Here is a 16,672-nt window from a genome sequence, read left to right on the forward strand (position 1 = left end):
ATGAACAAATCACGTTAATACATTATTCACCATCCATGATGGTGGGCTTCAATGATAAATCCTATTGATTCACATTTCCTGTTCCCCCCACATAAGAAAGAACCGTTGAAAGATTCAACGGTTCTCACTTTAATGCTTATTACTTAAGTAGGTCCTTAAGTTTTGCAGCAACTGTGTCGCTGACTACACCATTTCCACCGAGGATTGTAACTTTATCAAGGTTGTTATCCTTGATAAACTTCTCAGTTTCAGCAGATAGGCTCTTGTCTGTCAGTAATACGCCAGTGCCATTCTTAGCAGCTAGTGCAGCACCAGATAAAGCGTCTGCAAAGTCTCTGCCTGTTGCCAGGTAATAATGGTTGGCATCCTTATGGAAGTATTGCGCAACCTTTAGAGCTGTTTCGTAACGGTTTTGTCCGCCCAGGCGGTATACGTATGGAAGCTGGTCCGTTACCACTTTAGGAACTACCCCTGTACCACCGACTACCAATGACTTGGAAGCTCCAAGGTCACGGATTGTCTTAGCAGTTACATCAGGAAGTGAATTCGTTTTTGTCAACAGGATCGGCATTCCCTTTTCTGCTGCAAATGAAGCAACAGACAATGCATCAGGGAAGTTGCTTCCGTTTACGACAACAACTTCTTTTACTCCTTCTGGAGCAACGTGTTTAGCGATCTTCGCTGCAGTTTCCCAACGGTCAGCACCGAATACGCGAACTACTTTGATTCCTTTGTCCTTAAGGGCCTTTTCAGTAGCTGCGTTTACAGCTCCAGTTCCGCCAAGGATGTAAACTGTTTTAGCGTTCAAGCGGCTGATTTCGTCGCTTGCTTCTTTCGTGAATTCATTTGGCTTAGTAAGCAATAGTGGTGCATTGTATTTCTTAGCCAATGGAACACCAGCAAGTGCATCTGCGTAGTTATCTCCACGAGCAAGTACTACAGTGTCAGCTGATTCCCAGCCCTTTTTGCTCACTTCCGCAGCAGTCTTGTAACGAGTGTCGCCTGATAGGCGGTTAACACGTTCAGCATCTTCATTGCGGTGAATCTTCACTTCTTCAACTGTTTCGTTTCCAGCGATATCTGTTAACGTCAGCTTGAAAACATTGTCGCCTTCTTTAAGTGTAACTGGTACTTCTACAGTTTGTGTTCCAGCACCTAAAATTGAAACTGGATCTTCAATAGATTGATCATACAGATGATTGTCATCTACATACAACGAGAAGTATTTATAGTTATCTTTCATTTCAACGTTAACTGTCAATTCTTCAACATTATTGTCTACAAACGATGGTGCATCAGTTGTTAATGTCGGCTTTGTTGTATCGACGAATACTTTTCTGGAAATTGAATATTCATTTCCAGATACGTCTGTTGCAGTGACGATTACATCATACTTATCGTCTGCATCAAACTTCGCTACTCCTGAGAAGTAGTATGCTTCTTCTTCTTCATCGTACGATACTTCCGCTGGCTCGCCGTTAACAGTAACCTTGGCAACCTTCACGTTTTCAAGTACATATCCCTCTACAGGAACTTCTTTAGTGTTATAAGCACCGTAAGGTTCTGGAGATAAGACTAAAAGAAGCGGGCTTTCCGTGTCGCCATTAGCAACTTCATCAGTGCCAACGTTATAAGCATGGTCATATGCACGAACTTCTACCAAATCTCCTTCAGCCAATTCAGTAAATGTATAAGATGTTTTGTCAGCCGCTAAGTCAGCAACTGATTCACCGTTAACTAACACTTCGTAGCCTAGGATTCCAACACCTTCATCGCTGCCTTCCCACTTAAGCTCACCCGTTTTTCCATCGTAAGTAGCCTTTACAGCAGGCGCCTTTGTATCCACGTATACCGGAATCGTCTTGGATTGCCATTCAGCTCCAGCATAATCTACAACAGACTTAACCTCATAATAGTAGAGTCCATCTTTAACCATTTCGGATTTTACTGTTCCATCCCAAATAGCGTTTGAATTGTAAGTAAATCCGAAGCTGCTTCCGCCATCGATATAAGTTTTACGGACATTTTTTTGCATAAATACTCTTCTTAGCAGATTCTCTTCCTCGTCAAGGATGTTGTATTGAACCTCTTTTGCATTTCTAAGGATTCCGAGGAATGGATTCATGTTATCCAATACCCCATCTCCATTTGGTGATAATGCGTAATATCCCTTTTCTGGAACAGGAGAATTAAAGTATTCGTCATTATCCACTAGGACATCATCTACACCATAGTCGAAATACTTAACTTCATTGTTAACTCTAAATCCGTCCAACACTTCTGGACGATCCCATTCTCCATAGAAGCCTAGGAATGGAACTGAAAGCTTGGCTTCAGCACCTTTTGCATCAGTGAACTGAACGAAACCTTCAACAAAAATGTCTTCTGTCAATGCTTTGCTTGTAGCATTGCCGTCTTTATCGATACCAGGGATTTTTGCGCCTGTTATGTCAAAAGAGACAGTAAAGTCAACAGATTCACCAGCAGGGATTGTCACAGTTTTCGGCGCAACCACTTTAGCTCCTTGAATATCCCCAGCGATCAATGCATTTTGGTCTGGAGCTCCTTCTACTTGCTTAAACGTATCTGTAAGAAGTCGAGTATTTACATTGTAAGTAACTTCTTCTTCAGACATATTTGTAGCAGTAAGAGTAAAGCTTTGAGTTTTTTCTTTAAAATCTTTCAATTCAACTTTCGCTTCTCCAGTATTCTTATTAACGACAAATACAGGAGTATCAACTGCAGCGAATGTCTGCATCATACCAGCACCCTGTCTTCTAGGAGAGAAAGGCTGGCCTTGTAAATCCTCAATAACTTTCGCTGAGTTCATCAGCAAGATTTTTGCAAGTCTAGTATGCTCAGAAGCTTCTAAAGCTTCAAAACGATCATCAGTCTTTAAGTATTGTTGAACAAGAGCAGATCCGCCGGCAACATGTGGTGCCGCCATTGAAGTACCACTCATAAGACCATAAGAATCATTTTGGAATGTTGAATAAATGTTTCCGCCTGGTGCAGTAATTTCAGGCTTCAACTCGAGGCTTGGAGTTGTTCCCCATGAAGTGAAGTCTGTCATTCTGCCCATTTCAGGATCTTCATTTTTATTCAACTGTGCTACGCCAAGAGTATTAAGATTTTGGTTTTCGACAACTTCACGAAGAGCATTCCCGTCAGCGTGAGAAATCATTGTAAATGGAACATCCCAACCGCCCTGGTCTTTATAGAATGTAGCTCCAGCATTGCTGTCATAAACGATAATACCGGCAGCGCCAGCCGCAGCAGCATTTTGTGTCTTATCATAGAATGATAAAGCTCCACGTTGTACTAAAACAACCTTGCCTGTTACATCAAGACCTTCATAGTCTTCAGGAGAGCCTAAAGCACCTTCAAGGCTGACAATTTCCTTATCAGCTAAACCATCCCAGTTGTCACGTCCATAGCCAACTGCATTGAAGTCAGAACCATCAACAGTTACTTTAGTTTCATATAAGTATCCTTCATTTCCTGATGCTGCTACTTGCAATGTATCCGGGTTAAGTCCTGGAGCTCCTACAACTCCGATATCAGGATTTTCAAAATTAGGGTTGTCCCAACCATAACCGATATGTCCAGAGTTACCAGCAGAAACAGCTGCCAATACACCATTATCTACTGCTCTTGTAATCGCTAAGTCTTCTACGCTCTCAGGCTCATAGAAAGAAGCAGTACTGCCCAAGCTCATATTCAGGACATCGGCACCCAATTTAATAGCATCATCAATTGCCGCTAAATAAACATCTGACCATGTTGATGGATAAAGTGGATCATTTGAGAAAACCTTCATCCCTAATACTTGCGCTTCAGGTGCAACCCCTTGAATCCCACCATTCTCTACATCACCATTTGCTGCAACTGTACCGGCAACGTGCATACCGTGCATAGAAGCCTCTGGTCCAAGGTCTAGAATTGTATCGTTCATATCATAATAGTTGAAGCCATAAGGAACCTTTTCAGTATAGTACTTACCTTTCAGGCCTTCATCTTCAACAATTGTTTTAACTTCGCTTTCCTCAAGCTCACCTTTGACACCTTCACTGAGGACAAAATCCTTATGGGATGGATCCACGCCTGTATCGATTACTGCTACAACCTGGCCTTCCCCTTTGTACTTCGCATCTCCCCAAGTCTGGTAAGACTGGATGAACTGATGGCTCGTTTTCATATTAGGCTCGACTTCAGGCCGGTTATACTCATTGCTCAAGTATACATTCTTAACTCCAGCTGTGTTTTCAATCTTAGAGATATCACCGTATGTAACCTCTCCGCTAAAACCATTGAAGACAGTAGAATAATTGCCCTTGTACTTGACTTTGACACCTTTTGAAGATAGAGCTTTCTTCACATTTGTTTGCTGCTTTTCAACTTTAGCAGCTAATTCATTTTTTGTTTTCTCCGGAAGCTCTTTGTAAAGCTTTTTATTTTTGGTTGCGTATTCAATTGGAGTTTCCCCTTCAACTTCAACAATCACGCGAACCTTGTCAGAGGCTTTGAAATTTGCAGTAGTTTTTAGCTTTGATTTGTCAAATGCTTTCCTGCCATCTAATTGTTTCGTAATCGCAGGCTTTGACGGCTTTGAATTGTTCAGGGTTTCTGCTAATGCAAAGTTCACATTTGAGAATAACAATGAACCAGCCAATAGATAGGTAAATGGCTTTCTAAGTTTCAATCCCTTTTCCTCCCTAGTAATATATTAAAAAAATAAATTAAATGTGAAAAAAGACCTCCATTTCTTATAATATTTAGAAAATACAGTTTAATTTTACGAGATTTTTCCATTAGAGTCAATTTAAACTAGGTAAATTCTATTATATTTTTATATTATTCTTAAGATTTTATATTTAATAAAAACATTCCGATTGTATTTTTCTGGATTTGCAATGCTTTTGAATGAAAACTGTATTCTTTTTAGTAAAAAAAAGGGTGCTCTCAGCACCCTTCTCCTTTAAAACTATTAATTTACCTTTGTCACACGGCCTTCAATTTTAGGATCTACAGTACCTTTTGCCTTGATATAGTTAACCAATGCATCCAGGTCAACGACATCGATTGTTTTGTCAGTTATTTCTGCAAGAATTGCATAGCCATCTCCGCCGCCAGCCATATAGTTATTGACAGTAATTGAATATGTTTGATCCATCGCTACATCGGTTCCGTCATTCTTCTTGATGGATACAATGCGGTCTCCTGCAGCTCTTGAATCATCATACTCAACTTTCAAGCCAGAAATCGGCATAATGCGAACTTTGCTGCCCCATTGCTGTTCTAGCAATGTTTTAATCTGTGCGCCAGTCACATTCATTTTTACAAGATCATTGCCGAAAGGCTGAACAGTGAATGCTTCTTTCCAAGTAATTTCCCCTGCATCAATGTCAGCACGGACTCCGCCGGAGTTCATGAACGCAAAGTCTGTTCCTGTCTGGAAACGCATAGCATCAGCTACTAGGTTGCCCATGGCTGTTTCGCCGGCAGGGCTTGGTTCTCTGCTGATATAGTTAGGTGTAGTTCCAATTACTTCGTTCAAAATTGGAGCAACATCCGCTAAATATTCATCAAGAATAGCCTTAATTTTTGCATCTGGCGTGATTTTATCACGGTATGTTGTTACGATTTCAGCTTTACTTGAAACTACATCCTTTGTTTTAGGATCAATCATAAGGTCGACGTCTGAGAACGCTGTACCTCCAGAATACGATTGAACAACAATTTTTCCGTCAACTTTTGTGTTTGTGAAAGCGTGGTTGTGTCCTCCGAAAAGAACGTCAACTTCATCATCAACATTTTTAGCAATCTCAACAAGCTCTTCGCTTGCCTCTGAGCCATCAAACTTTGAATACGAAGGATTGTGTGCTAAAACAACAATCGTTTCAACGCCTTTTGCTTTTAGTTCAGCAGTATATTTGTTAATTGCTGCAGTTTCGTCTGTGAACTTAACATCCTTAACCGCACTTGGAATTACGATACTTGGTGTATCTGACAAAGCAACCCCAATGAAACCAATTTTTACTCCGTTTACTTCTTCAATGTGGTAAGGAGCAAGAATCGTTTCATTCGTAGCTGCATCAACAAGATTAGCTGCTACGTAAGGGAAGTTGGCTCCACCGAAAACTCCATATTTTTCAACTGTCTTCTCATGGCTTCCACCGTCGATGAGACGCATCATTTCTGGAACGCCTTCATCAAATTCATGGTTTCCTACAGTTCCAACATCAAATCCAAGCTCATTTAAAATATTAATCGTTGGCTCATCCTGTAGTAAAGCTGAAACTGGTGAACTTGCACCAACAGCATCCCCTGCATGGACCATTAACGTATATGGATTCTGTGCTTCACGCTCTTTCAGGTATGCAGCAAGGTATTCAACTCCACCAGCGTTAATCTTGGAATTAAAAGTATCAAGCTGGCCATGGAAATCATTGATTCCAAGTAATTGAACCTCAAAAGGCTTGCCCATCATATCCATTTTGTACTTAGCGAAACCATTTGCACCAGCACCAACATAATCAATGTTGTCAGAGCTATCTGCAAATGCTTTAGCTGCTGGAGATGACTCAAATGTAACATTTACATTTGTATTGATTGGAGTCAGGCTCCAGTTTTTGTCAGCAGATGGATTGATTGTCTTATTCTTAATGATGTAGTTCATCAGAACTTGTCTGTTTTCATCAGGTGATGAATAGATAATTCTCTTTGCATCCGGATTAGCAAGCTTAGTGAATGAAGCACGGTAGTTATTTGTCGCAATGACAAACTGCTGGTCTGCTTCTACTGGCTTTCCATTATATGAAAGGTTCTTGATTCTGCTTGCGCCTTCGTTTAGAACATTTCCATTTTGATCATATTTCGCAGGCTGAGTTACATCAACTTCATAAGTAACACCATCTAATGTGTCAAAGTTATAAGCCTGGAATTCTTTATTGATCAAAGATTGTTCAGTTGTTACTGAAGGGTCGATTTGATTGAAGTTTCCTGTAGTCCACTCTAAGTATTCCTTAACTTGAGCACCAGATAATTGGATTGCCGTTACAGTATTCGGATACTTATATAGGTCTGAAACGTTCTTTATTGCGATTTCACCAGCAGGGAAGTAAGTGTACTCATCTGCTCCATTCCTTCCTGCCTTGAAAGGTGCTGCAGAAGATAGGACTGGAAGATTTTCATATTCTGTACCCTTAAGAACATCTTCAATATATTCTTTCTGCGCGTTGCTTACGATTTGCACGGATGGGTCATCCTGTACACGTGCAAAGTAGCTGTTGATTGGTGCAGTTGTTGTACCAATTGGCTGGTTGATGTACTTAACTGTAGCGTCATGTGAAGGCTTCATAACCTCAACGATTTTTGAATCTACTTCAGCGCCCTTTGAAGAAAGTACCTCTGATTTAGAACCCTTAACGCCCCACTTGCCATCTACTTTTTCCAAAGTAAGGTCAATTACACCAAGGTGGCTGCCATCAACAACGGATTGTACAGCAGCAACGCCATTGATTGTTCCGTTTACATTGTCTACACCAGCAATGCCATTGTATGAAGAATCAGAAGGGAATGCTTTGTGTGTATGTCCGAACAGGATTGCGTCGATATCCGGCACTTCACTTAGTGCGAAAACCGTATTTTCTTTGTTAGTCTTATCTGCGTCGAAGCCAGTATGTGCCAGAGTTACAACAACTTCAGCTCCATCCTCCTTCATTTGTGGTACCCATTTCTTAGCAGAAGCTACAACATCTTCAGTTACAACCTTGCCTTCAAGGTTTGCTTTATCCCACTGCATGATTTGCGGAGCTACGAAACCGATAACACCAACTTTAACGATGTGCTTCTTGCCTGCTTCGTCTACTACTTCTTTGTCAATGATTTGATAAGGCTTAACAAAGTTCTTATCATTTGAAGGGTCATTGTCATGGTCATCGTTATATACGTTAGCAGAAACGAATGGGAATTCTGCAGTCTTCATGCTGCCTTCAAGGTAATCAAGTCCATAGTTGAACTCGTGGTTTCCAAGTGTTGCAGCATCATAGTCCAATTCATTCATAGCTTGATAGATTGGGTGCTCTTCATGCTTTACAAGGGTATCAGAAACTACGCCTTCTCCGCCAAGAACTGTTATAGACTTGCCATCTACGAGCGCTGCAACTTCCTTAAGCATTGAGTTTCTCTCTACAAGGACAACGGGAGCATCTTCTCTTGCAGCTAGTACTGAACCTGCCAAAGCATCAGCAAATCCACGGCCAGTTGAAACGAATACTCGTGTTTTAACGCTGTCAAGTTCAGTAGCAACCTTTAGAGATGTTTCGAAACGAGTTGCACCGCCGAAACGAGTTGCACCTTTAACAGACTTTTCAACTGCTTCGCTGATAACGCCTGTACCGCCGATCAATACTGTTTCAGTAACATTCTTCAAAGCAGCCTGAGTTTCAGCAGGAACCTTCGTTGCATCAGTCAATAGGATTGGAAGGCCATTCTTAGCAGCATAAGGAGCTACAGAAATAGCATCAGGATAGTTACGGCCATTTACCAATACTGCTTTTGTGCCGTTTCCTAATTCTTCAGCTACAAGTGCGGCTGTTTCGAAACGGTTTTCTCCGCCGAGTCGTTTAACCCAAAGCTTCATCTTGGATGAAAGTGTAGATTGGATTTGGGAAGAAACTGCCCCAGTTCCACCAACGATTAAGACGCGCTTAGCACCAAGACGTTTGATTTCAGCAATTGTATCTTCATGTAGAGTATTAGGTTTTGTTAATAGAATCGGTGCATTGTGTTTGTATGCAAGTGGTGCTGCCGCTAATGCATCAGCGAATTCATCAGATCTAACAAGGACAACCGTTTCAGCTGTATCCCAGCCTTCTTTGGAAATGTCGATCGCTGTTTCAAAACGGTCCAATCCAGCCAAACGGTCTACAAAAGTCAATGGCTCAACTTTCGCTACATAGTCAGTGAATGGATTGCCCTGAAGCATGTCTCCATTATCCAATAAAAGGTTGTTAGCGTTTTCAGCGCGTTCCGTCTTAACTAAAGAAGAAACTTTAGCCAACCCTTTTGTGACTTCTGTATCAGTAAAATAGTCATGGTTCATAATACTTCCATGGACATCAGTAGTTTCCATGATTTTCAGTTTCACAAGTGCTTCGCTCGACAAGACATTTGTCGGCGTGCCCTCAGCGAAAACTGATGTTCCGGACATTGGGGAAGCCAATAAACCAACAGTTAGAGCAGATACAGCTAGTCCATTTAATTTCTTTTTGAACTCTTTTTTCACCCTATTCCCACCTCTCAAGTATGTAACAGCAAATCTATTATATACGCAAAACTAGTAAGAATATATCATTTTTTGTAAAAAAAGTGTGAAATTTTCATTTTTTTAATTAATTCCAATATTAATTTTTTGTAAATGCTAGATTTGCAAAATAACACGAAAGATTTCCCTTATCACAGCTTTAAAAAAGTATAATAATAGTATCCAAAGCATTATATATTGTTCTTTAGAGATTATTAAACTTCAAGGGGGTACATGTTTTGGGGAGTTGGGGTAAAAGCATTTTGTTGTTGAGTCTTTTGTTGTTCTTCGGGAGTATGCCAGCTTATGCTGAGGATGCAAAAAGGATTGTTGTAAAGTACAAAAATGAGCACCTTGTCAACGGTCTCTCTTACGCAGATTCATCAAAAGCAAAGAATGCCAAAGTCATCACGGTATCTGCTAATGACACTAAAAAAGTCCTTTCTGATTTAAAAAAGAATCCCAATGTCCTTTACGCCGAGGAAGAAAAACAGTATACGTACTTTGGAGCTCCCAATGACGCTTATTTTCAAAGGTATCAATCAAAGGATTTTTCAGCTGTAAAAGCACTTGAGGCCTGGAATGCGTTCAACCCAAAATCCAAACCCATTGTCGCGGTATTAGACTCAGGAATCGATATGTCCCATCCAGATTTAAAAAACCTCATATATAAGCCTTTTAATATCCTGAATGGCAGTACTCTTCCTATCGATGATGTTGGCCATGGAACCCATGTTGCCGGAATCATCGGGGCTGAATCGAATAATAAGGTTGGTATAGCCTCTCTTTCCAAAGGCAGCTATATCATGCCAATAAAAATCGGATCGAAGAATGGAATCTCGAACATTGATTTGGCTGACGGCATATACCACGCTGTCAAGAATGGGGCTTCCATCATTAATATCAGTCTTGGCGGAGAATATAGCGCATACGTTGAGGATGCATGTAATTACGCATACGAAAAGGGCGTCCTTGTTGTAGCTGCTGCAGGTAATAATGGAGTTCCTTACTACAGCTTCCCTGCAGCCCACAATACCGTTATGGCAATTGCCGCAAGTGACAGCAGCACAAATACGCTTGCTGACTTTTCGAATTATGGTGATTGGATTTCGGTTGCAGCACCCGGAGTAAATATATACAGTACTTACCTATCAGGAAAGTACGCAATGATGGATGGCACGAGTATGGCGTCCCCGATGGCAGCATCCATGGCTGCGCTGCTAAAGAACCATCATCCAGGCCTGACCAATAATCAGCTTCGATGGATCATAGAAGCAAGCAGCGACGAATATGAAGGATCGCTGTACCACTCAAACGGGCGGATCAACGCTCAAAATAGCTTCACGCTATTCAATGATTTCACAAGAGCGTACGGAGCCACTTCTGTCGAAACATCAACTATCATATCTATGACTGGATGGGAAACAGCTTCAGCGGGAGTACTAGAGCCTGAAGAACTGGAACTTAACCCTGACCTTCCAACCAACGAAGGAAGATTCGTTATTCTGGCCAGCAACCAGAGCTTTCCTGACAGCCTGGCAGCCGGTGCTCTATCATACAAACTCGATGCACCGCTCCTGCTCACTTATCCTAACATTTTAAGGCAGTCTACAATCGACACCTTGAATGAGCTTCAGGCAGACAAAGTGCTGATTATGGGAGGACCGGGTGCAGTCTCCGACAATGTGAAAGCAGATATTGAAAGCCTCGGGTATGAAGTCACTCGCTTAATGGGGGACGACCGCTTTGAAACAGCTGCTGCTATAAATAATTACATTGCTAAACGCAGCGGTAAGGTAATCATAACAAACGCCAGAAATTTCCCTGACGCACTGTCCGTATCCGCCTTTGCCGGAAGCGAACAGATTCCAATTGTGTTCGTCGAAAGAAATTCAATTCCAGAAGCTACCCACGACTTCCTTAATAAATACAAATTTAGCAAAGCCATTGTGATTGGCGGTCCCGGTGTAGTATCCGATTTTGTTCTCAAGCAGTTCCCAAATGCCGAGAGAATCGGAGGAGCAGACCGTTTTGAAACGAACCGGAAGGTCATCAATTATTTCAAACCAGCAAGTGACCTTGAGGGAATTATCCTGGCAACTGGAAGGAACTTCCCCGACGCCCTTTCAGGAGCTCCTGTATCGGCAAAATTTGATTATCCACTCGTACTGGTTGACCCGGCAAAGGGTCCGGCTGCTACCTTTGATTTTGTAAAACAGAAGACAGCCGCCAGTGAATATCTGCCGGACATGATTACATTAGGCGGACCGGCTGTCATTCCTCCAGCCATCGTCTGGCGATTTGATCAAATATTATATAATAGCTGGTACAAGGAAGAGTATGGTCCTTATCAGCAATTCAGCAAGCATCCTGATAAACCAGTTACAGTAAACCGAAAATAGTTGTAAAAAGAGTCAGCCTGAGCTGACTCTTTTGTTTGAATTATTTCATTAGCTCTTCTGCGATGGCTGGCCCGACAACACCTTCACCACCTAAAATTACCGTATCCGAAGATAACCTTTGCTTGAGGATGCTACGAGTTTCGTCAGACATTTTACTCTGTTCAACTAGAAGCATTTGTGCTTGATCTTTCGCAGCAGCAACAGATCCGGCAAGAGCATCAGCAAAACCTCGGCCATTTGCGATATAAAACGCATTCTGTTCGCCAAGCATTTGGGTTATTTTATTTGCTGTAGCAAATCGGTCTGTTCCGCCAATTCTTGAAGCAACAGGAAGTTTTTCGAAAACAGCTTTGCTTATGACACCTTCACCGCCGACTGCAATGGTTTCTGATATGCCAGTAAGAGCTTTTTGGGTTTCCTGCGGAAGGGAATTTCTTTCTGTCAGCAGGATTGGATAACCCTTTTCTGCTGCAATTGAAGCAACAGCAAGAGCATCAGGGAAGTCTCTTCCATATGCAATCACTGCCTTTTCAGGAACACCGTTCATTGTTCTCAACCGATTGGCGATAAGCATGGCAGTTTCAAACCTGGTTTGCCCGCCGATTCTTTCAAATTCCTGAACGCCAAGCGTCTTCAGTTGATCGACTACTGATGCCGGTACCGCACCTGTTCCTCCAAGGATCACAGCCTTCTTAGGTGCCAATTCCGAAATCACCTGCATAGTCGGTCGTGGGAGAGCACTTCGTTTCGATAAAAGAATCGGTGCATCCAATGCATAGGCAAGAGGTGCACCGGCCAGCGCGTCAGGGAAATTTTCACCATCTGTTATGATAATCGTGTCCGCATCCGACCAGATATTCCGGGCAATTTCTGCAGCTGTATCATAGCGCGTAGCTCCTCCATGCCGGGTTACACTGCGTTCAAATTCCACTTCTACCCCTTTTCTTCGCAATTCATCAATCAGCTTTAGGGACTCAGGGCTAAGCGGATTATTTTTCAGATTCACAATTCCTGCAGAAAGGTTTCTTAAAGGACTGATATCTACAATATTATTGCTCTCTAAATCTATCTCCCCCACAGTTACAGATTCCAGAGCTTTTATGTCTTTTACACTGTTATGGCTAAAATCCAGCTTGTAGTCTATATTGCTGGATAAGTTTAACCCCGCTAAACTAGCCAGCATATTATGGCTTAAGTCCAATACCTTAAGTTCTTTCAAACCATTCAACGGCTCAAGACTAGTAATTTTATTTCCGCTGGATCTCAAACTGGATAGGCCATGAAGGTTTTGCAAAGGCTCAAGACTGACTACCTCATTCTCACTAATATCCAATTTAAACAACCCGTTCACTTTAATGCCGGCTAATGGAGATAGATCTTTAATGTTATTCCGGGCAAGTTCAATTTCCCCATCTTCCATACTTAACCCAGCAAGTGGTGATAAGTCGTATATTTCATTATCATTCGCGTAAAAGAAAGCAAGACTAGCCATCCCTTTTAATGGGGAAATTGTCTTAATCCTGTTTCCGCTGATTAACAGCGTAGTTAGTTTCTCATGCCCCGCAAGCGGTGATAGGTCAACGACCTGATTGTCGTCCAGGTCAAGATACTCTAGCTCTGAGAGACCATTTAATGCCTTTATATCAGAAATTTTATTTTTAAAGAGCGAAAGAGACGTTAGTCCATCAAGCTGTGATAGTCCATCGAGTTCGACAATCTCGTTTTCTCCCAGACTAAGCCATTGGATATTATTAAGATTTTTCAAATCCTCAACAGACGAAAATCCATTTCGGTCAGCGATTAATGTTTCTAATGCAGTATTACCGTTTAATTCTCCCAAACCTTTAATTTGATTGTAGGAGATATCCAGCTCTTTAAGCTCAATAGCATATTCAATTCCTTTAAGACTATTAATTTTCTTTTCAGGCACTAGCAGCGACTGAATCGTTCCCATTTGCTCAGCTGTAATCTCTGAAGTTGGTTTTAGTCCAAGTTGTTCTTTTACAGCTTTTCTAAAATTCTCATCTGCAATGAATGTGCCGGCCTGTACCGCTGGTGCAGCCAGAGAAAAAATCAATACCAGTGAAAATATCTGTTTCAATATTTTAGACATAGTTCCTCCCGTATTAGTTGTTATAGCCATATTATCAATAGTAGCTAATTGCCTGGCTGCCGTATTGCTTCCAGCCGCCAATGAACTGATTCAGCGGAATGGCTTTATTCTTCTGCCCATCTAGAGGATCATTAAAGTATACGTATTTAGAGTCATAGCCGGTAATCAAAACGGAATGCTCCTTCATCGTAATCCTGATTTGTCCTTGAGGAGTATACCATGTCTGCCAGTACTGATCAGGCACTGGCTTGAACCAGCTGGTTGTGATAACCCATACCGGATGTCCGGCAGAAACATAGTTCAATACCTCATCAAACGATTGACCTGACAGATTAACAACCCTATTAGGCATATATTGATTGGCCAGCTCCTCAATCGGGCCATTGAAAACGCCGAAGCCCGGCTTGCTGAAGGTATACATATTCCCTACAAATCCATAGTTTGGATTACCAAAGTAAATCTTCAACCCTATTTTCCGATACGGAGTAGGATCCTTCTTCACCTGTAAGGCAAGAGTCATTTTATTTGAGCTGATCCCTGCCGAACCAAGCATCATGCTCAAGGATGTCACCTCACATCCCCTGTTTAATTCTGGCATCTGCCTGACAATTGGGGCATATAACTTTTTGGAAATTGCTCTCTGAGCTGAAGTGACGACTAACTTGCTTTCTGGACTCTTATTATTATTTTGATCATAAGTATATACATGGAACACAGTACCGCTTTTATGTAATGGCATAGGTACAGAGAAATCTCCATACGAATTCGCTCTGACTGTTTTGTAATATTTTGAATTCCTATTCACGTAAATTAATGCACTTGGAATTGATTTTCCAGAGATAGAAAACGATTTATCAGAAACAGCATTCAGCTTAGGTGCCGGCGGGGAGATTTTATCTGCTACCGTTACTGCAGCAGTCCCGCTTTTCCTCCCTGCCCCATCAACCGCATAGGCTGTCACTTTTATTCCTGCCTCAAGGGGCTTGCCACCATCCAGGGCTATTTTGAAGCTATTTGTCTCATTGATTTGTGTAGAATACACCTGCTGATTGTTGAGCTGGATATATACTGTACTTCCTTTGTCTGCCTGACCTGAAATGACCTTATCAAGGTTCGAGATTGGACCCAACACAGGAGTTTGCGGCGGAAGAGCCTCCTTAATAGTGATTTCGCTAGAACTCTTGACTCCATTTCTTTCTGAGATGACAGTAACGACAGTACCTGCCTGTAAAAGACTAGATGGTTTGAATTCGAAGGCTCCGGTTGCTTGATCAAATTTATTTAATTCCAAAGCCTTACCACCAGCAGATGCTGATAGATTCACACCACTTTTCGCAATACCCGACAAAATTCTCACACTATCATTGACCGGATTCACTTTTACTGCTGGTTCATAATTTACTATTAAATCAACCTTCTTCTTACCAAAGAATTTAATCCTTAGCTCTGAAGGCTTCAATTTTTCGCTAAATATTATAGAAAAAGAATGATTTAAGACATATCCCTTTCCAATTGTCTTCCCATTGGCTATAACCTGTATTCGCCCTTTTTCCACCGCTGTACCGCTGATCCTTGTTTCAGTTATTTCTGCAACTTTGATTGAATCAATTTCTGCAGCACTCGGCTTAGCGACAGGCACAGAAAAGATAACAAGTAAAACTAGCAAAAATATAAAATATGATTTTCTATACATGATTCCCTCCTAATTCTTTTATACTATAGATATATAGTAAAATTTTACCTAATACAAGGGAAAGTTACTAGATTCTTAGAAATTAAAAGCTCAATGATTAGGGTAATATTATGTAGTTAAATGGAATAAAGTGATCAAATACCTATTTTTTCATTAATGATCAAATTATAATTGCCGTTGTCGAATTCTGACACAGAATTGGGAAATGATCAGCACATTGACATCAAGCTTAGTCAAAGGTTATGAGATGCTAAACCACAGATTAAGGGGTGATACCATTGTTACTGGAATTAGATAATAATAATGCAATCTGTGAGGAACTAGATAAACACGAATATGTCGTAGTAAGCAGAAAGACAGGAAACAGACATAGCCTGGTCGGGCAACTACTAACCGTTGTGTATGAGACAAGGGAAGGAGTGATTGTTGTCGGAAACTGAATAGATAGTAAACCTGCTGTCCGATAAGGTTATAAAAAAAAACACTTTTCCTTTACCGACAACAGACGAATCGGGCCATTTGATTCAACCACATTACTTGGTATTCAACGGCCAAAATGGTAATAGGGAGGCTATGATGAATCAACCAATTGTTATTCAAAATACTACTTCAACATATAAATGGAAAAACATATTTCAATATGTATTAACTTATTGCGATCGATTCAACGTTACATTTCCTGCCGGAGAATTTGATGTAGAAAACCCCTTAATGGGTGGGAAATACGAATTTGAACTTTTAAAAGACCTTGCAGTTAAAAAAGCGATTGAGATGGATGAGGGAATTGTCTTAAGCGGCAAACTTACTAAAGACTCTGCGGCTTTATTTGAACAATACATGGCACCATCATATGATGGGTTCAAACCCGTCTTATGGAATTTCCAGTTGTTGAAGGGTCATGAACCCATTTTAGAAGTATCTGATTTTACTGTCTGCTTTTTGTATAAGTCTGTTCCAATAGAACATTTTTTAGAAAAAGAGAACATAGATATCAATTCATTAGATAACTAATTATTAACTATTTGTTTTTAAAGTCGGCTTTACATTAAGTTTACCGTCTCGATTAAAACACGAGAACCGTTTAAGCCAGACAACACTTGAACCATCCCTCTATGCTTTTTAAATTACGAATGGTTTTCCTTTATTACAATCCAACG

7 protein-coding genes are annotated in these 16,672 nt (G+C 41.1%); 3 read left to right on the forward strand and 4 right to left on the reverse strand.

Annotated features, from left to right (window positions below):
* Positions 1-139: 139 nt before the first annotated feature.
* Positions 140-4,702, reverse strand: a complete 4,563-nt coding sequence (locus M3204_RS04305; protein WP_251478888.1) for a cell wall-binding repeat-containing protein — start codon at positions 4,700-4,702, stop codon at positions 140-142.
* 285 nt (positions 4,703-4,987) lie between these two features.
* Complete coding sequence (locus tag M3204_RS04310) at positions 4,988-9,289, reverse strand: bifunctional 2',3'-cyclic-nucleotide 2'-phosphodiesterase/3'-nucleotidase (RefSeq protein ID WP_251478891.1); 4,302 nt, start codon at positions 9,287-9,289, stop codon at positions 4,988-4,990.
* A gap of 257 nt (positions 9,290-9,546) precedes the next feature.
* Here M3204_RS04310 and M3204_RS04315 point away from each other — a divergent pair, with 257 nt between their 5' ends.
* A complete protein-coding gene (locus M3204_RS04315; RefSeq protein ID WP_251478893.1) occupies positions 9,547-11,709 on the forward strand; it encodes a S8 family serine peptidase in 2,163 nt (720 codons plus the stop codon).
* Positions 11,710-11,749: 40 nt separating this feature from the next.
* Here M3204_RS04315 and M3204_RS04320 read toward each other — a convergent pair whose 3' ends face one another.
* Positions 11,750-13,822, reverse strand: coding sequence for a cell wall-binding repeat-containing protein (locus M3204_RS04320; protein WP_251478895.1), 2,073 nt, complete (start codon positions 13,820-13,822; stop codon positions 11,750-11,752).
* A 34-nt stretch (positions 13,823-13,856) separates the two neighbouring features.
* On the reverse strand, positions 13,857-15,515 hold the full coding sequence (locus M3204_RS04325) for a C39 family peptidase (RefSeq protein WP_251478897.1): 1,659 nt from the start codon (positions 15,513-15,515) through the stop codon (positions 13,857-13,859).
* Between the two features lie 278 nt (positions 15,516-15,793).
* Between M3204_RS04325 and M3204_RS04330 the strand changes: the two genes are divergently transcribed.
* On the forward strand, positions 15,794-15,955 hold the full coding sequence (locus M3204_RS04330) for a hypothetical protein (protein ID WP_251478899.1): 162 nt from the start codon (positions 15,794-15,796) through the stop codon (positions 15,953-15,955).
* A 133-nt stretch (positions 15,956-16,088) separates the two neighbouring features.
* Positions 16,089-16,526, forward strand: a complete 438-nt coding sequence (locus M3204_RS04335) for a hypothetical protein (RefSeq protein WP_251478901.1) — start codon at positions 16,089-16,091, stop codon at positions 16,524-16,526.
* The last annotated feature ends 146 nt before the right edge of the window (positions 16,527-16,672 follow it).

The organism is Mesobacillus subterraneus (assembly GCF_023715485.1).
In the GTDB taxonomy this organism is placed as follows: Bacteria; Bacillota; Bacilli; order Bacillales; family Cytobacillaceae; genus Mesobacillus; species Mesobacillus subterraneus_B.